Raw genomic sequence first — 18,601 nt, 5'->3', positions numbered from 1 at the left:
AGCTTAAGTATTTTCAGAAATCCTTCCGAAGGCGCTTGGGGCTGCTGTATTGATAGTTCGCGTCATCATACAGCTCTTACTAACAATGCTGGCACGCCAGGTTTTCTGCACTATACGTGTACCTGCACGACTGCATTTCACAAAATGGCAGAATGCATTTGTGTGATAACAAAGCGACTCAAGCGAATAAATACCAATGTACATTCACGCACCAGGCCAGCATGACTGAGAACAGACCTTTACACTTACTATCGTTTTCCGGTGGCTATGTATGATTTTCGAAGGTTTTAGACTCACGATTGAGAGCCTGGGGGATAAAAGTACATTGCTAGCAATACAGACGAAAATAAATGACAGGAAAGAGCATGTTTGCTCTGTACAGGGTCAGGGTCAAGAGGGAGAGCACGCAAAATCATGATTAAATAGTTATAAAATTCAAAACCTTAGATTTATTCATAACGTTTTAATTCATCAAATTACAGAACACTATGAGTGTTTCCCTTGCATTTTGTTCGAATACACCACCTTATTGTCATATCAGCTTTCATATTGGCGCAGCCTCAAACAGCTCGCGCCAAAGTACCATTAATTGCAACAATACTAATCAGAGTTAATAACTAAACTGATTCGAACAAAAACCATACAAAGAAATCAATTAGCGTAAAAATCGCAACAAAAAAAATTATGAAATTTTTACTAAAAGTAAGTTTCAGGAGAGAAATCTCGCTGAACAGGTGCATAAGTCACCACATTTTGAACGAAAAACACGTTTTTTGCTTGTCAAAAATGCAGCTTAAAAGCCAGAAGAAAGTGTGGTAATGACAATCATAGTTCACCTCGCGTCGTATGGGGTACACTGGATATATGTATACAATCACAGTAGACAATAGAGGTTAACTTATAGCCAACGCGTTCATCTCGGCCACTTTTGAAGTTGAACTTTACTTTGTGCATCTTTTCTCTTTCCAGAAGCGTAGAGCAAATACAAGTGGTATGCTGCGTTAATATATAAAGAAAGGTATTGATTTGAGACAAATAAGTGATAAAAATTTCGATGTCGTGATAAATTTCCATCGAAACCACCACCAGATGCTTGCAATTGATGAGTTCATTCATTGAGAAAAACAGTGTATTTAAAACCTTATGTGCTGATTGCGCTGGAATATTCGGAGGCTCTCAATGTAGCCACTTGTAGTGGTCTAATAGATCCGGACACATTGACAAGAGACAATAATGTCAAACATCGCGCGCTCCTTGGCAACGCAAAAACGACAATACAATTCATACCATAAAGAAATTAAACAAGTGGCTGCCACCTTAGTCAGTGAACAAGGTTATGCAATACCTCAAACAGCAGAAGCAGTAGGCGTTAGTACCCATTTTCTTTACACGTGGAAGGAACATATTGAACAAGAGCAGGCTGCACAGCTCGCTGGATGATATGAGTCCAATCGAGCATGAAAATGACAAAAAGAAGTATTCGCTTGGATTTGACCAGTACAGTGAATTAGTTACAAAAAAACCCGGCTTATATAAGCCGGGTTTTTCAGTTCATTCAGAAGTAGCGATTACTTCTTCTTCACAGCCTTTTTGTTAGGCAGGTCAGTGATTGAACCTTCAAAGATCTCAGCCGCCAGGCCGATTGACTCGTTCAGCGTTGGGTGAGCGTGGATAGTCAGTGCCACGTCTTCTGCGTCTGCACCCATCTCAACTGCCAGGCCGATCTCGCCCAGCATTTCACCAGCGTTGATACCAACCATAGCACCACCGATCACGCGACCAGTCTCTTTGTCGAAGATCATCTTAGTCTGACCTTCAGTACGTGCAGAAGCAATCGCACGACCAGATGCAGCCCACGGGAATACCGCAGTTTCGATGCTCAGACCTTGCTCTTTCGCTTCTTTCTCAGTCACACCCACCCATGCGATTTCTGGATCTGTGTACGCGATTGAAGGAATGCACTTAGGATCGAAGTAGTGTTTCTTACCAGAAATCACTTCAGCAGCAACGTGTGCTTCGTGAACCGCTTTGTGCGCAAGCATAGGCTGACCTACGATGTCACCAATCGCGTAGATGTGGTTTACGTTAGTCTTCATTTGCTTGTCAGTATTGATGAAGCCACGCTCGTCAACCGCAACGCCCGCTTTGTCTGCGTCAAGCAGTTTACCGTTAGGTGTACGACCAACAGCAACCAATACTTTGTCGTAACGTACCTGGCCTTCTGGTGCTTGCTTGCCTTCAAACGATACATAAATACCGTCTTCTTTCGCTTCAACTGCAACAACCTTAGTAGACAGCATCACGTTGAACTTGTCTTTCACGTACTTCTGATAAATCTTGATAACGTCTTTGTCAGCCGCAGGTACCAGCTGGTCTGCAAATTCAACTACGTCGATTTGCGAGCCCAGTGCACGGTACACTGTACCCATCTCAAGACCGATGATACCGCCACCCAGAACAAGTAGTTTTTCTGGTACGTCTTTCAGCTCAAGTGCGCCAGTTGAGTCAATGATACGCTCATCTTGTGGGATGAAAGGCAGGTTTACAGGCTGAGAGCCTGCTGCGATGATGGCGTTGTCGAAGTTTACTGTTGTTGTGCCGTCTGCACCTTCAACCGCGATAGAGTTAGAGCCGGTGAATTTACCGTAGCCGCTAACTACTTTTACTTTACGCATTTTCGCCATGCCAGACAGACCGCCTGTCAGCTGACCAATTACAGACTCTTTCCAGCTACGGATTTTGTCCAGGTCGATTTGAGGAGCACCGAAAGTTACACCGTGTGAAGCCATTTCAGCCGCGTCGTCGATTACCTTAGCAACGTGTAAAAGTGCTTTTGAAGGAATACAACCTACGTTCAAGCACACACCACCCAGGGTATCGCGAGATTCGATCAATGTAACTTCTAAACCTAGGTCTGCTGCACGGAATGCTGCAGAGTAACCACCAGGACCACCGCCTAGTACAACAACTTGAGTTTTGATTTCGTTGCTCATGTTATTACCTTAACTATTATTCGAACGGGACTCTACTCGAGTGAGTATCCGCACCCAATTGTGCCTGATCATCGGCAAGCGCTGCCACCAACAATCAGAGAGAGTTTTTTGTTGCGCGAAAGTGTATCATTCGCACCCACAGATGTCCCGCCCAAATATCAGACAGGACAGTAAAAATATGACAAAACCGCATAACCTGAGTCATGCGGTTTTGCTTTGGCTTACATTACCAGCTGACGAATGTCGCTCAGGTAATTGGCCAGGGTCACAGTAAAGCGGGCTGCCAACGCACCGTCAATAACACGGTGGTCGTATGAACAGCTTAGCGGCACCATCAGGCGCGGCTCAAACTCTTTACCATTCCACTTCGGCTTCATCTCAGACTTAGACACCCCTAAGATAGCCACTTCTGGCGCATTTACGATTGGCGTAAATGCCGTACCACCGATACCACCCAGGCTCGAGATAGTGAAGCAACCACCCTGCATGTCAGCCGCAGTCAGCTTACCTTCGCGGGCCTTCTTAGACACGTCCATCAGCTCGCGAGACAGCTCGATGATGCCTTTCTTGTTGACGTCTTTGAAGACAGGCACTACCAGGCCATTTGGCGTATCTACCGCCACACCGATGTTCACATACTTCTTCAGGATCAGGCTTTCACCGTCTTCTGACAGTGATGAGTTAAAGGTTGGGAACTCTTCCAACGCTTTCGCAGCAGCTTTCATCACGAATACCAATGGGGTGATCTTCACGCCCATTTTCTTCTTCTCAGCCAGCACATTCTGTTCTTTACGGAATGCTTCCAGCGTGGTGATGTCAGCTTCGTCGAACTGTGTCACGTGCGGGATTTGAACCCAGTTACGGTGCAAGTTAGCGCCAGAGATCTTCTGGATGCGAGACAGTTTCTTCTCTTCCACTTCACCAAACTTGCTGAAGTCAACTTTTGGCCAAGGGATCAGACCCAGCTCACCGCCGCCTGAGTTACCGCCTTTGCTGATCTCGCCAGACTCAACCTTACGAACCAATTCTTTCACATAGTTCTGAACGTCTTCTTTCAGAACACGGTTCTTACGACCTGTGCCTTTAACACGTGCCAGGTTAACACCAAACTCGCGTGCCAGACGACGTACTACAGGCGATGCATGAGCATAATCATCATTGGCCACAAACTCGTCTTTCGCTGCACTTGGTGCAGGCGCTGCTGCAGGTGCCGCTTTTGCCGCAGGAACCGGTGCCGCTGCAGGCGCAGCAGGCGCTGATGCTGCCGGTGCTGGTGCCGTTGCCGAAACCGTTTCAAAAACAAAGATCAATGAACCGGTTGAGACTTTATCGCCAGCCGCCACTTTGATTTCTTTGACTGTACCGGCAAATGGCGCTGGCACTTCCATTGAGGCTTTGTCGCCCTCTACGGTGATCAGCGACTGCTCTTCTTCAACGCTGTCGCCCACAGCAACCATGATTTCAGTGACTTCAACTTCGTCGCCACCAATATCCGGTACCTGTACTTCCTGCAGTGAAGGCGTCGCTTCAACAGGAGCTGCCGCTGGTGCGGTTTCAGCTGCAACGGGGGCTGCTGCACCCGCTGTTTCAAATACAAAGACTAAACTGCCCGTTGCGACTTTGCCGCCAATTTCAACTTTGATTTCTTTGACTGTGCCAGCAAATGGCGCAGGTACTTCCATTGACGCCTTGTCGCCTTCAACGGTGATCAAAGACTGCTCAGCTTCAACACTGTCGCCAACTGCAACCAGGATTTCAGTGACTTCAACTTCGTCGCCACCAATGTCTGGCACGTGAACTTCTTTCACTTCAGCAGTTGCCGGTGCAGGCGCAGCAGCCGGAGCTGCTGCTGGTGCTGGTGCCGCTTCAGCAACAGGCGCTTCGCCCGCTGCTTCAAAAACCATGATCAATGAGCCAGTCGATACTTTATCGCCTTCGCTGATTTTGATTTCTTTAACCGTACCCGCTTGCGCAGCAGGCACTTCCATTGACGCTTTGTCGCCTTCAACGGTGATCAACGACTGCTCTTCTTCTACCGTGTCGCCAACGCTGACCAAAATCTCGGTTACTTCAACCTCATCGGCGCCAATATCTGGTACATGAATTTCGATTGCCATCACTTAGCCTCTTATGCGTAAAGTGGGTTGGTTTTGGTTGTGTCGATATCAAATTTCTTGATAGCGTCTGTTACTACTGATTTCTCAACTTTGCCTTGCTTAACCAGCTCGCTCAGTGCAGCAACTACGACATAGCCTGCATTCACTTCAAAGTGACGACGCAGGTTTTCACGGCTGTCTGAACGACCATAACCGTCAGTGCCCAGCACCTTGTATGACTCGCTTGGCATGAAAGCACGAACCTGATCGGCATAGCTCTTCATATAGTCAGTGGCAGCAATTGCAGGCGCTTCGCTCAATACCGTTGTGATGTAAGGCACTTTTTGCTCTGCATCCGGGTTCAGCATGTTGAAACGCTCAGCGTCCTGACCGTCACGTGCCAGCTCGTTGAATGAAGTCACAGAGAATACGTCTGATGCAATGCCGTAATCGTCGCTCAGGATCTGCGCGGCTTTACGTACTTCATTCAGGATAGTGCCTGAGCCCATCAGCTGTACTTGGGCCTTATCGCCTGTATAGCTTTCGAGCTTGTAGATACCTTTACGGATACCGTCTTCTGCACCTTCAGGCATCGCTGGCTGATGGTAGTTTTCGTTCATCAGTGTCAGGTAGTAGAAGATGTTTTCCTGCTCCGGGCCGTACATACGACGAATACCGTCTTGCAGAATAACCGCTACTTCAAACGCGAACGTTGGGTCGTAAGAAATACAGTTCGGGATCGTGCCCGCCTGAATGTGCGAGTGACCATCTTCGTGCTGCAACCCTTCACCGTTGAGCGTTGTACGACCTGCTGTCGCACCTAGCAAGAAGCCACGTGCCTGCTGGTCGCCCGCCATCCACGCCATGTCGCCAACACGTTGGAACCCGAACATAGAGTAGTAGATGTAGAACGGGATCATTGGCAGATCATTAGTGCTGTAAGACGTTGCCGCAGCCACCCATGAAGACATTGCACCCAGCTCGTTGATACCTTCTTGCAGTACCTGACCAGACGTCGCTTCTTTATAGTAAGAAACAATGTCGCGATCCTGAGGCGTGTAGTTCTGACCGTGTGGGTTATAAATACCAATCTGACGGAACAGGCCTTCCATACCGAAAGTACGCGCTTCATCGGCAATGATAGGCACGATGTTTTTACCTACGCCTTTGTCTTTCAGCAGGATGTTCAACGCACGCACATAGGCCATAGTGGTTGAGATATCACGCTTTTGCTCTTCAAGCAGCGGCTTGAATGCATCCAGCTCTGGCAGCGTTAGTGCTTCTGTGAAGTTAGGCAGACGCTGAGGCGTGTAACCATGCAGTGATTTACGACGGGCATGCAGGTATTCATACTCTGCAGAGCCTTCTTCCAGTGTCAGATAAGGCAGGTCTTTGATTTGCTCGTCAGATACCAAATCTTCCAGGCCCAGACGTGAACGCAGGTGCTCAACGTGCGTCATGTCCATTTTCTTCACCTGGTGGGCGATGTTTTTACCTTCCGCCGCTTCACCCATGCCGTAACCTTTTACAGTCTTAGCCAGGATCACAGTCGGACGACCTTTGGTGTCTTGTGCCGCTTTAAACGCAGCAAACAGTTTAGAAGGCTCATGACCACCACGCTTAAGCGCAAAGATCTCTTCGTCTGTCATGTCAGCAACCAGTGCAGCAGTCTCCGGGTAACGACCGAAGAAGTGCTCACGTACATACGCGCCATCTTTGGCTTTATACGTCTGGTAGTCGCCGTCGATGGTTTCGTTCATCAACTGCAACAGTTTACCTGTGGTGTCTTTCGCCAGAAGCTTATCCCAGCCTGAACCCCACACGACTTTAATCACATTCCAGCCAGCACCTTTGAACAGACCTTCCAGTTCCTGGATGATCTTACCATTACCCATTACCGGGCCATCCAAACGCTGGAGGTTACAGTTGATCAGATAACACAGGTTATCCAGCTTCTCACGGGCCGCAAAAGAAATCGCACCACGAGATTCCGGCTCATCCATTTCACCGTCGCCCAGAAAGGCGTAAACACGCTGCTCGGCAGTGTCTTTCAGGCCACGACCGTCAAGGTATTTCAGGAAACGCGCCTGATAGATAGAAGCGATTGGACCCAGACCCATAGATACGGTTGGGAACTGCCAGAATTCAGGCATCAGTTTAGGGTGCGGGTAAGAAGACAGACCTTTACCGTCTACTTCCTGACGGAAGTTATCCAGCTGTTCTGCAGTCAGACGGCCTTCAACGAATGCACGGGCATAAATACCTGGTGAAATGTGACCCTGATAGTAAACCAGGTCGCCGCCGTCTTTTTCATTCGGTGCGCGGAAGAAATGGTTGAAACACATTTCATAAAACGCTGCTGACGACTGGTACGACGCCATATGTCCGCCCAGCTCCAGATCTTTCTTGGAAGCGCGCAGTACGATCATGATCGCATTCCAGCGGATGATTGAGCGAATACGACGCTCAAGATTCACATCCCCCGGATAGGCAGGTTCCTGATCTGCCGGGATAGTGTTGACATAGTTGGTGGTAATGCCCGTTGGCATATCAACGCCATCCAGACGCGCCTGCTCAAGTACCTGCTCAAGCAGGTATTGTGCGCGCTCTACGCCTTCTTCTTTTACAACCGACTCAAGCGCCTGCAACCACTCTTTGGTTTCTAGCGCGTCTACGTCAAATTTATTGACTTCAGACATATGGAGTGTTCCTTATGTTTAAAATACGAATTTATTCTATAGCGTTAGCTTATGGCTCTGTTTTATATATTACTGCGCTTTGGTACGACGCAAGCTGCGCTCAATACGCGAGCGCTCTCGTCCAGCTTCCAGCAACGCCTCCTCAATAAAGGCTAAGTGTGCGTTACTGGCCAGTCGTGCCTGCTCAGGCTTGCCTTCGATCACCGCGTTTTTTAACACTTCGCGATGGTGAGCAAGCTGTTCACTGGCATCCGGCTTTTGCACCAGCACCGTTAAGTTCTGCAATACATTTTGTTCCAGTAAAGACTGCATACCCCGCATCAGGTGCAGCAACACCACGTTATGTGATGCTTCTGCTACGGTAAAATGGAAAGTGTTAATGGCTCTGGCTTTTTGCACCAGGTCATCACCAACACTGGCAATATCATCAAAGCTCTGTTCCACTTTATCGAGATCGGTTTGCGTACCACGCATGGCTGCATAATAAGCTGCGATGCCCTCCAGGGCATGACGAAACTCCAGCAAATCAAACTGTGACTCGGGGTGTTTACTGATCAACTCAAATAAGGGATCTGTCAGACCTTCCTCAAGCTGATTTTTCACATAAGTGCCACCACCCTGACGTCGGGTAACCAGCCCTTTAGCTTCAAGCTTTTGAATTGCCTCACGCAGTGAAGGTCGCGACACTTCAAATTGCTTGGCCAGCTCACGCTCCGGCGGCAGCTTTTCACCTGGCATCAATGACCCTTCGAGGATCATGTTTTCCAGTTGTTCCAGAATCACATCTGATAGTTTCGCTGCTTTTATCTTTAAAGACATTGATTAAACGCCGAGTTTATTGGTGAACCCCCAAGCCAGCTGTACATGCACTGCCTGTCAAAACACAGGCAAGGCGCTGATCCAGCTCACTCTTTACTTAAACAGATCCGGTAAGCCCAACCCTAAAGGTAAATTGGTCATACCAAATTTGTGCACTACGTTATCAAAATCAAGCGCAACTGTCAAAATTCGGCGCTTTGCGGCTAAAAGTAATACAGAAAAGCCCGCGCAAAGTGACTAAACTTTATACAAGTTAAATGATTTAAAAAAGGAAAATAAAATGGTCAGACCAGATAGAAAAACCAACTATAGGGTTACGTCATACTTGTCCAGGGGACACATCTGTGAGGCTGTGAAAATAGCAGTATGGTTATTAGGCTGCGAGTTGGGCCTGCATGGAGAAGACGTAAAATTTCAAAGCTTAAGGAGGGCAACGCACTGGCAACCGGAGATATTAGGCAGCCAGTGCATTATTTAGTTAGGCACTAACGCTCAGAATGGACACTCTGGGATAACCGGACGTACTTGGGTAATAACGGATCCATGTTTTTTTCCCAGACAGAGCGGCAGCCAAAGCAATGGCAATCCATGCGTCGGTCTTCGCATCGCCCACTTTACCCAGTTCAAGCCAGTTATCATGAGACTCAATACGGATCAAAGCCAAACCGCCTGAGTTAACATACACTTTGGTCACTTTGGGGTAGGTATCTACGTAGCTATTTGCCTGTGCTTTAAAACCAGTCACAGATAAGATGAGAAGTGCGAGTACTAAAACTATATTTTTCATTATTAGATTTCCTTGTTTGTTTTTATGTGCACCGCGTTATTATGTGCACCGCGCACTATACTTACTCGTGCCTATTAGATCAACAAAAAACACAAAAAACAAAACAAAAACATACACATATCAAAAACTTGATGTTTTAGATAGCGTAAAGCACCACCTCCAATAGCAGGCATAAAGCAATACACGTTTACTTCTGTGTATGTTAAAGTCCGTCCCGAAGCTAATAACAAAGGAAATACAATGAAAAAGCTAATAACAGCAGCATGTACGCTACTTCTTTCTGGTCAGGTGTATGCTGGTGCGCAAACCAGCCTTGGCCAGATTCAAACAATCTATGTAAACAACAGCTGGACTATGGTTCACGGCAGCAGCATCACTGGCAACCCGGACGGCTGCTCAAACCCAGAGTACTATGCAATCGTTCCTTCTCACCCTAACTACAATGCGATGCATGCCACCTTACTGGCTGCCAAATTTGCGGGAAAGAAGGTTCGTTTTTGGGTTAGCGGTTGTTCAGGTCAAAATAACAGACACCCAAGAATTCACAGCATCTGGGTATATTAAAACCAAGCTGATGGGGTTTTTTACGCCCCATCACTGTCGCCCAGATTGATATAGAGTCTCAGCGCGTCCTTATGTTGAATGCCGTCTTCAATGATAGGCTCGGCGTAATGACACACAAAATGGTCCTTAACCACACTGCCTACTCTAAACCCCAAACGCTGATAGTAGGTTAACTGATAACCAAACGTCCCCGTGCTCAGCTCTGCCCGAATGACCTGTTTCTCAACTAGCTCTGCCAGCACATATTTCAGCAGTTCAGTGCCAATCCCCAGCTGTTGGAAAGCAGGAAGTACAGACACATTAAAAATCTCAACACACGACGCGTTTTTTGGCCCAACCACACAGGCAGCAACAATCTGTCTTTGTGCTTTGACAACATAGCACCAGGCATCCTGCATATACTGACGAATGTTATGCTCCGAAGGATCCGCCTCGAGTAACAAAGCCAGGGGGACTTGTGAAGCAGTGATTTCTGTACAGAGCAATTTAACTTCCTTATTTTATGAGCCAGTAAATGCTACTCCTTTGTAACCCTATTAAACAGCGGATGCAATTGTGACGATGGCGCTCAGTATATTTACTTAACATATCAACATGAACCTTTTTCAGGTAAAAACGATACACAACAAAGTAGAGATGCGCTAATGTGAATCTTCAACACAAAAAGTTAACAAAAAAGTAAAGGAATAGCATGAAAACCTCATTTGTCGCACTCACCATGCTCACCATGCTCACCATGCTCACCCTGGCCAGTACCAGTCAGGCCGTTGAGTTAACCCAATCTGACTTTAACCGCTATCTGGATTTTAACTGGGGCGAGTGCCCGGCGCAGTTTCAATCCTCAGATGGCAAAAACACCTGTACGCTGGCCGACGTGCCTCTCAACTGGCAGGCGCCTGACGGCAAAAAAATCTCCGTGCTGGTCTCAAAATACCCTGCGAAATCGACAAACAGTAAAGGGCAAATTTGGCTGTTACAGGGAGGTCCTGGTGGATCAGGGAGCTTTTTTGTGCAGCAGTTAAACACCACCTTAGCGCCTTTTACCGAACACTATGATTTATTCGTACTGGAACATCGCGGTGTTGGCTGGTCGACTCACCTGGCCTGCAGTAACCCGGTTGTCAGCGATTATGCTCAGTATGCCAAAACTTGTTTTGATGATCTCCATCAGCAATGGGGCGATGACCTGTTTGAGTTTAATACCACAGCAGCGGCGCGAGATCTGGAGTATGTGATCGGCAAAAGTAAAGTGCGAGACTGGCAACCCAGCTATGTGTATGGTGTCTCTTATGGCACGCTGTGGGCACAAAGATTCAGTCAAATTGCCCCAACCGGTGCTCAGGCCATTATTCTCGACTCCGTGCTGCCACCTGCCGAATTTGGTAGTGACCTTTGGGATGAAAACTTTAACGCGACACTGGACGATTTGTTAGCCTACTGCCAGCTTGATACAAGGTGCCAGTCGCGATTAAATTTCAGCTCACTGCCGCAGCTCAAAGCGCGTCTTAATGACATTTTTACCGCCCAGAGTTGCGCGGGACTGGATTTTGACCGCCAGGCACTGCAAATGCTCTCGATCCTCGGCTTGTCACGCTCAGTAGAACAAATACTCATACCCACACTACATCGTCTTAATCGTTGCAACAGCAACGACGTAATAGCACTGAATAACTTGCATAATTTTATCTTTAAAGGCCTGGGCAGGCAGATCATGCAACTCCCGGCAAAAGACCCGTTCGGTTTTTCACAGGTGGTCTCAAAGCTCATTACACACAATGAAATTAATCATGTGCAACGCGATTTGCATAGCAAGCAAGCTTATTGCCAGGACGCCATTGCCTGCTACCCGGATTTTATGAACTACCGGATTCACCTGGACAAGCAGGTTTGGGGTAATCGTTACACTGACCACTATGTGTATCAACCCATGCACCATTACATGCCCACACTCGCGCTCAATGGTGATTTAGACCCGCAAACGCCACATACCTATATATCACTGATCCAAGACGCCTTTACTAACATTAATCAGCGTTATGTTGAGCTTCCACAAACCCATCATGGGGTACTTTTTGTCAGCCACACCCATGACGCCAGTACCAGCACCTGTGGCGCAGAGATCATGAAAAATTTTATTGAAGATATCTGGAGCCAACCGGATACCGGCTGTATCGCGCATTTGCAGGGCCTCAATTTTACCGCTTCCGCGATGGCAAGCCATGTACTGTTCGGTACTCCAGATGCCTTTGATGGCCAGCCTGAGATCATGTCAGAGGTCGACATTATGCAGTTAAAGCAATCTGATCCAGCCGCATTTGTGCAGGCCTACGCCACCTTTATGCCGCTTATAGATTTCTGATTAAATTTATTTGCGATTAACACCATGACTGAAACCGCATTATCCGGTTTCAGCCATGGGCTCGCAGGGTATATCAAAATCAATATGATAGTGTTCATCATGACGAACCCAGGACGGTTTTTTAGAAAACTGAATATGGGTTTTCAGATATTCCCCATATTGTGTACTGAACAAGTTTGGCTGTAGTTTAGGATCAAAAATAACGCGCCACAGATCGTGGCCACGACGCTTGGCCTGTTTGTGCAATGCAACAATATGCGCCGCCATCGCTGCATAATCTATCTCCAGGCCGTCAAACTGATCATGCTCATCAAACTCAATGAGATAACCAAACTTGTTGAACGGATGCGTGGGTAAATGCACTGACTGACCAGCTTCATCAATGACTGGCGTCATAAAATCTACTGATAAACCATTACGATGGGTTTTGTGTGGCCTGAACCGCCCCCCTTCGGCAAAGCCTGTCTCTGCGTACTTATAGACTTTATCTGGGTGTGTTTTTTCCAGCACCTGATAAGAAGCCGTAACGATTTCATACACCTCTGAATGCACATAGGTGCGCCCCGCCAGCCGCGCAAGCGCGCTATAGCCGACGAAGTTATTGCCAGCCTTAGGTAATTCCACGGCCCCCTTCAGTGACCCCTGCCCGGTTGTACCGTAGCAAGTGCTGCTTTTTGAATACGCAACGGCTGGGACCAAGCCAGCAATAAATAATAGATAGCAAAGTTTCATACCCAAAACATACACAGACTAAGCTGAATATCCTCTGACTGATGAGGTCATCGCCTCAGTGGTAAGCGTTTGATGTGCCTTGCTGGCGGTAACCACACACGCAATAAAACAGGCCGACAAGGTCGAGGTCGTCGAATAACCATCACCAGAGCAGACGGGCTGGTTAAGCCACAAGTACAATAAGTGAACAGCCGCCACATATTAACCCAAACAACACATCAATTCGCTCCTAGCTCGTAATGGCTACGTAATAACCAAACTGAGATGTTTTTCTACCATTTATATCGAACGTTAGAACAACCCTAAACTAAGGACAATACAATGATCACTAAAAAAGCCACCCTTTATATTTTTCACTCAAACAGCGGTCAAAAGGCATACCTGACAGCCAATTATGACAGGACGGCATCCACCAAAGAGACGCTAAAGTATGAGCTGATTGGCCCCAATGCCACCACCTGGTCCTATGATTACCCCGAGTGCTAGAAGATTTATGCCCAGGACGATATCTCTGTAAAACCTGCAAATCAGGATAAATATCGCGGCCAGGCACGGTTTTCAATTGATCACCATCACAACTGGCTGTACACCAAATCACTCTTCACCGATCAGGATGACTCTGGCGCCAAGTTCAAAGCACTGGTGCGAGCATTAATCGGGTATGCATTAACAGGCAACGATGCCTCCCTTTTGGAAGCTGCTCAGGCTGCGCTGGTCGATATCAAAGATCTGGTTTTAACCGAAGCAAACACTGAAGTTGAAGCCTGATTAGGCTTCCCGTTGCAGGCGGTAAGAAACCGTCAGCCGCGGAGCTGAAGTATGAGCCGGGGAAAAGCACGGCCCAGGCTCATCTCATACCAATCAGCCCAATTCAGTCGCTAGCCTGGTTAGCAAAAGCGCTGCCGTTAAGTACGTCGAGTGATAGCAAAGTTAGATAAGAGCTCATAGTTAACCCATTAACTTATAAAGAAAATGTACTTAAAAGTCATTTGTTTCACTATTCAACACAAATAAGAAATGATAAATACCCTATTCCTTAGGTGATAATTTAGACTCCTCCAACCTCTCCTGCTTCTCCATTATGTTTTCATAATTATGTATTACGGTTCGATGTAATTATCATGACTAGGCATTGACTCTTGATACACACACTCTCAGGCGACGCCAGCCCGGACCCGTTTCCAGCCATTACCCCTCAGCAGCTGGGCGCCACTTCGTTCAGAGCTGACTATGGCGTTAAATATGCGTATGTCAGCGGCGGTATGTATCGGGGCATCGCCTCATCAACACTGGTGATTGCCATGGCACAAGCGGGCTTATTAAGCTTTTTTGGCTCAGGTGGCTTGTCTGTTGATGTCGTTGAACATGCGCTAAATGAAATACAAAACACGCTCACCGAGGAACAGAGATTTGGTCTCAACCTGGTCTGCAACCTGACTCGCCCAGAGCAAGAACTGGCTTTGGTAGAACTGTGCCTGAAACGCCAGGTTCGTTGCCTCGAAGCCGCGGCCTTTATTCGCATTACCCCGGCATTGGTGCTGTATCGCCTGCGTGGTCTGACGCGAAATGAGCAGGGCCAGGTAGTGTCGGCCAATAAGCTGATGGCCAAAGTGTCGCGCCCTGAAGTCGCCAGTCTTTTTTTAAGCCCGGCCCCGGACAATCTCGTTGCCCAATTGCTGGCAGAGAAACACATCACTTTAGAGCAGGCCGAGTTGAGTAAACACATTGCCATGTGTGACGACCTGTGTGTAGAAGCTGACTCCGGCGGTCATACCGATCAAGGGATGCCAGCGGTGCTGCTGCCTGCTATGCAACAGTTGCGCGACACACTCAGTGCGCAGTATCAATTCAACACTGCGCCCCGGGTTGGGCTGGCCGGTGGCATTGGTACGCCGACCTCCGCCGCAGCCGCGTTTATGATGGGGGCGGACTTTATCCTGACCGGTTCAATTAACCAATGCACGGTCGAAGCCGACACCTCTGCGGCAGTAAAAACCCTGTTGCAAGACATTAATGTTCAGGACACCGACTATGCCCCTGCCGGAGACATGTTTGAACTGGGTGCCAAAGTACAGGTACTGAAAAAAGGCGTATTTTTTCCAGCCCGGGCACAAAAGCTGTATCAGCTTTATCAGCACTATCCCTCTCTGGATGCCATCCCTGCAGCGCAGCGTAGTCAACTTGAAAACAAGGTGTTTAAAAAGACCTTTAGTCAAATCTGGCAAGAGACCAGTCAGTATTTACATCAGCAAGGACGCAGTGCAGAAGTAACGCGCGCAGAGCAGGACCCTAAGTACAAGATGGCGCGTGTATTTCGCTGGTATTTTGCCCACTCGATGAAGCTAGCATTTGCAGGAGAGACGCAGGAGCGGATCAATTTTCAGGTTCATACCGGACCTGCACTGGGGGCATTTAATCAGTGGGTTAAAGGCACAGCACTTGAGTCCTGGCAGCAGCGCTATGTTGCCGACATTGCCCAGCAGCTCATGACGGCTACCGCCGCCCTGCTGACGACCCGGACCCGCCTCTGGCTGGCACCTGAACACGTCGATTAACCATACAGACGAGGCAAAAATGAAAAGTTATTTATTTCCCGGACAAGGCGCACAATACGTTGGCATGGGTAAAGCCTGGTTTGAGTTGTTTCCCGAGCAAACCCACACAGCCAGTGAGATTCTGGGTTACTGCATTAAAACCTTATGTCTTGACGACCCACATAACCAGCTGAACCAGACCGAGTTCACTCAGCCTGCCCTGTATGTGGTGAGTGCCCTGGCGTTTTTGGCCCATCAGCAGCGCGACCCGATCCCTGCAGATTTTATGGCCGGGCACAGTTTGGGCGAATACACTGCGCTATTTGCTGCCGGCGCAGTGTCTTTTGAAGATGGCCTGCGACTGGTACAACAACGAGGTGCCCTAATGAGTCAGGTAGACGGTGGCGCGATGGCCGCGGTGCTGGCGTTAGACGAAGCCACGATCAGAACCTGTCTGACAGTGCATCAACTGGAAACACTGGACATTGCCAATCTGAACAGCCCTAAGCAAAGCGTACTGTCAGGCCTAAATGACGACATCAGTCGCGCACAACAGGTCATTGAGCAAGCCGGAGGACGGTTTATTCGGCTCAACACCAGCGGCGCATTTCACTCTCGCTATATGGCCGGTGTACAGGCTGACTTTGCACGCTGCGTGGCAGAGGTTGAATTCAAAGCGCCCAGCGTGCCGGTGATTGCCAATGTCAGTGCACGGCCCTACCAGGATCACACTATCCAGTCGCAGCTAATCGCCCAGCTTACCAGTTCCGTGCGCTGGACTGACAGCATTGCCTATCTGCTGGCTCAGGGTGACATGACTTTTGTCGAACTGGGACCAAAGAAAATCCTCACCAAATTGGTAGCTGAGATTAAGCAGCAAGCAACCAGCTTGCCTGCATCTAATGCTGCTAAGACCACGATATTGAAGGACCCTACAGCACAACAAATAGAACGCTGGAACCAGTCCCATGGTGTTGGCACTCAGATCAGAGTCGCTCATCTTGGCGAGCCCTTGCGCACACGGACCCCAGCCATGCTGTTGTTCGGCCACCGACCCGCGGTGTATGTCGAAGGTGTTCAGGGTTATATCGCACTCGACGAAGCCACACCACTGTAACTAAAGACAAGATTATGCCCCGGCACAGGCCGGACACAGAATAACGACCCAACTTTTGGACTGAAACGATGAAATACTATATTGGCCTTGCCACCTCCTTTCATGATCCTGCCATTGCGATTGTCAATCAGCAGGGTGACGTGATTTTTGCCGAAGACGCCGAGCGTTTTCTGGGCTACAAACGTGGCCTGTACTGCCTGCCGGATAACCCCTATTACATCGAGGAAGTGCTTAAAACCTATTGCAGCGACTGTACTGAGCTGGTGATCGCAAAAACCTGGAGCAAAGGCCGCGAGAAAAGTACCAACATTCTTGAAAATGTGGTGCTGAGCATACTCGAGACTTTCTCGTTTAATATCGACGTGAACACCCGCGACATCAAGGATCAGTTCTACTTTGCCAGAGCCTCACAGGCAGCTGCGGGACGCACCTTGTCACGCTTTTTTGAAGCCTCATGCCGCAACTTCATCGTGGGTAACTACCGCAATAAAAAGCCCACTGAAGTACGCTATTTCGATCACCACCTCACACATGCCGCCAATGCCTGTTTTAACAGTCCATTCAGCGAAGCGTCGTGCCTGGTGGTAGACGGCATGGGTGAGAAAAGCAGCATCGACTACTTCACCTACAAAGATGGCAAGATCACACCTGCACCCATCAAGGTAAAGCGCTCGTTCAAAAGTCTGGGCCTGTTTTACACCATTATTTGTGAAAACCTGGGCTTTGATCCACTCAAGGGCGAAGAATGGAAGGTGATGGGCCTGGCGCCTTATGGTAAAAAAGATCAGAAGATTTATGATCTACTGCGCGCCTCTTTGCAGGTGAAAAACGGCAACTTCGTGGTACCTAAAAACCTTAATGCCATCATGAAAGAGATCAAAGCCATGGCGCGCGAGCCGGGCGAATCCATCGAAGCCTACAAAGATTTTGCCTACACCGGACAACTGGTATTCAGCGAAATCTTTATGGATCTGATCGATGCCATCTACGAGCATGCTCCGTCGAAAAACCTCGCAATTTCCGGCGGCTGCGCACTGAACTCCTCCTTTATGGGCACCGCGCTGGCGAAATCCAAATTTGACAACATCTTTGTGCCGTCCGCCCCGGCAGATGATGGCAATGCCATTGGTGCCGCCTTGTTGTGCTACCAGCAGGATAACCCAAGCTGGCAGCCTTCTACGCAAATTCAGAGCCCCTACACCGGCTCAGAAGTGAAGCAAAAGTCACTGGATAAACTGCACCGTTACAGCCACCTTAAGGCCACCGACTACGGCGAAGACGTATACAAGAAAACCGCAGAATTCCTGGCTCAGGGGAAGATCATCGGCTGGGCGCAAGGTCGTGCTGAGTTTGGTCCACGTTCTTTGGGCAACCGCTCAATCCTCGCCAACCCATGTCTGGTGGACATTAAAGACACCGTGAACGCCCGGGTTAAGTTCCGCGAAGAATTCCGCCCCTTTGCACCGTCTATCCTGCATGAATATGGCGACGAGTACTTTGAGGATTACCAGGAATCTCCATACATGGAGCGTACTTTGGTGTTTAAAGAAGCGGTGCGCGATAAAGTCCCGGGCGTAGTGCATGTCGACAACACAGGTCGCCTGCAAAGCGTGAAAAAGGAATGGAACGCGCCATACTACAAACTGATCGACAGTTTCCGTGAAATCACTGGCGTGCCGGTGCTACTAAACACCAGCTTTAACATCATGGGTAAGCCCATTGTCCATTCCGTTGAGGACATGCTGGCGGTGTTCCTGATGTCCGGCATTGATGTGCTGGTGATCAACAACACCATTTACGAGAAGTAACCCAGTGGCAGCCACGGTATCCAGGTGGCTGCCCGATTGAGAAAGACCCGCGCGACGCTCAAGCAACAGCGTCCGCGCAGCCCGACTAGACGT

The 18,601-nt window shown here is 48.5% G+C and carries 15 protein-coding genes; 8 read left to right on the top strand and 7 right to left on the bottom strand.

Annotation, left to right across the window (positions count from 1 at the left end):
• The first annotated feature begins 1,233 nt into the window (after positions 1-1,233).
• The gene (locus tag MHN31_RS16750; protein WP_239444827.1) at positions 1,234-1,440 is read left to right on the top strand and encodes a transposase; all 207 of its coding nucleotides are present in this window, start codon (positions 1,234-1,236) and stop codon (positions 1,438-1,440) included.
• A gap of 128 nt (positions 1,441-1,568) precedes the next feature.
• On the opposite strand, the gene lpdA is transcribed toward MHN31_RS16750, so the two are convergent.
• The 5 genes from lpdA to MHN31_RS16725 all read right to left on the bottom strand — a co-directional run bounded on the left by lpdA (position 1,569) and on the right by MHN31_RS16725 (position 9,394).
• Complete coding sequence (lpdA, locus tag MHN31_RS16745; RefSeq protein WP_010384093.1) at positions 1,569-2,993, bottom strand: dihydrolipoyl dehydrogenase; 1,425 nt, start codon at positions 2,991-2,993, stop codon at positions 1,569-1,571.
• Positions 2,994-3,214: 221 nt separating this feature from the next.
• Positions 3,215-5,110, bottom strand: coding sequence for a pyruvate dehydrogenase complex dihydrolipoyllysine-residue acetyltransferase (gene aceF, locus MHN31_RS16740; protein ID WP_239444826.1), 1,896 nt, complete (start codon positions 5,108-5,110; stop codon positions 3,215-3,217).
• Between the two features lie 11 nt (positions 5,111-5,121).
• Positions 5,122-7,788: a pyruvate dehydrogenase (acetyl-transferring), homodimeric type gene (aceE, locus tag MHN31_RS16735; RefSeq protein WP_125560667.1), complete on the bottom strand. Its 2,667-nt coding sequence runs from the start codon at positions 7,786-7,788 to the stop codon at positions 5,122-5,124.
• Positions 7,789-7,857: 69 nt separating this feature from the next.
• A complete protein-coding gene (gene pdhR / locus MHN31_RS16730; protein WP_010384087.1) occupies positions 7,858-8,607 on the bottom strand; it encodes a pyruvate dehydrogenase complex transcriptional repressor PdhR in 750 nt (249 codons plus the stop codon).
• A gap of 478 nt (positions 8,608-9,085) precedes the next feature.
• On the bottom strand, positions 9,086-9,394 hold the full coding sequence (locus MHN31_RS16725; RefSeq protein WP_239444825.1) for a hypothetical protein: 309 nt from the start codon (positions 9,392-9,394) through the stop codon (positions 9,086-9,088).
• 240 nt (positions 9,395-9,634) lie between these two features.
• Between MHN31_RS16725 and MHN31_RS16720 the strand changes: the two genes are divergently transcribed.
• A complete protein-coding gene (locus MHN31_RS16720; protein WP_125560670.1) occupies positions 9,635-9,958 on the top strand; it encodes a hypothetical protein in 324 nt (107 codons plus the stop codon).
• A 20-nt stretch (positions 9,959-9,978) separates the two neighbouring features.
• Here the strand turns inward: MHN31_RS16720 and MHN31_RS16715 are convergent, their stop codons facing one another.
• On the bottom strand, positions 9,979-10,443 hold the full coding sequence (locus MHN31_RS16715; RefSeq protein WP_239444824.1) for a GNAT family N-acetyltransferase: 465 nt from the start codon (positions 10,441-10,443) through the stop codon (positions 9,979-9,981).
• Positions 10,444-10,649: 206 nt separating this feature from the next.
• Between MHN31_RS16715 and MHN31_RS16710 the strand changes: the two genes are divergently transcribed.
• Entirely contained in the window at positions 10,650-12,317 is a 1,668-nt protein-coding gene (locus MHN31_RS16710) for an alpha/beta fold hydrolase (RefSeq protein WP_239444823.1), read from the top strand.
• Between the two features lie 39 nt (positions 12,318-12,356).
• Here the strand turns inward: MHN31_RS16710 and MHN31_RS16705 are convergent, their stop codons facing one another.
• Positions 12,357-13,049, bottom strand: coding sequence for a penicillin-insensitive murein endopeptidase (locus MHN31_RS16705; protein WP_239444822.1), 693 nt, complete (start codon positions 13,047-13,049; stop codon positions 12,357-12,359).
• 321 nt (positions 13,050-13,370) lie between these two features.
• Here MHN31_RS16705 and MHN31_RS16700 point away from each other — a divergent pair, with 321 nt between their 5' ends.
• The 5 genes from MHN31_RS16700 to MHN31_RS16685 all read left to right on the top strand — a co-directional run bounded on the left by MHN31_RS16700 (position 13,371) and on the right by MHN31_RS16685 (position 18,508).
• Entirely contained in the window at positions 13,371-13,535 is a 165-nt protein-coding gene (locus MHN31_RS16700; protein ID WP_239444821.1) for a hypothetical protein, read from the top strand.
• Between the two features lie 156 nt (positions 13,536-13,691).
• On the top strand, positions 13,692-13,817 hold the full coding sequence (locus MHN31_RS24265; RefSeq protein WP_275446833.1) for a hypothetical protein: 126 nt from the start codon (positions 13,692-13,694) through the stop codon (positions 13,815-13,817).
• 371 nt (positions 13,818-14,188) lie between these two features.
• Entirely contained in the window at positions 14,189-15,604 is a 1,416-nt protein-coding gene (locus tag MHN31_RS16695) for a PfaD family polyunsaturated fatty acid/polyketide biosynthesis protein (protein ID WP_239444820.1), read from the top strand.
• Positions 15,605-15,623: 19 nt separating this feature from the next.
• Positions 15,624-16,700 carry an ACP S-malonyltransferase gene (fabD, locus tag MHN31_RS16690; protein ID WP_239444819.1) on the top strand — a complete coding sequence of 359 codons (1,077 nt, stop codon included), beginning with the start codon at positions 15,624-15,626 and terminating at the stop codon, positions 16,698-16,700.
• 68 nt (positions 16,701-16,768) lie between these two features.
• Positions 16,769-18,508: a carbamoyltransferase C-terminal domain-containing protein gene (locus MHN31_RS16685; RefSeq protein WP_010384070.1), complete on the top strand. Its 1,740-nt coding sequence runs from the start codon at positions 16,769-16,771 to the stop codon at positions 18,506-18,508.
• Positions 18,509-18,601 lie beyond the last annotated feature (93 nt).

The sequence above is a fragment of the Pseudoalteromonas sp. McH1-42 genome, assembly GCF_022347845.1.
Classification (GTDB): domain Bacteria; phylum Pseudomonadota; class Gammaproteobacteria; order Enterobacterales; family Alteromonadaceae; genus Pseudoalteromonas; species Pseudoalteromonas rubra_D.
This window is presented reverse-complemented; position numbering and strand designations above follow the sequence as displayed.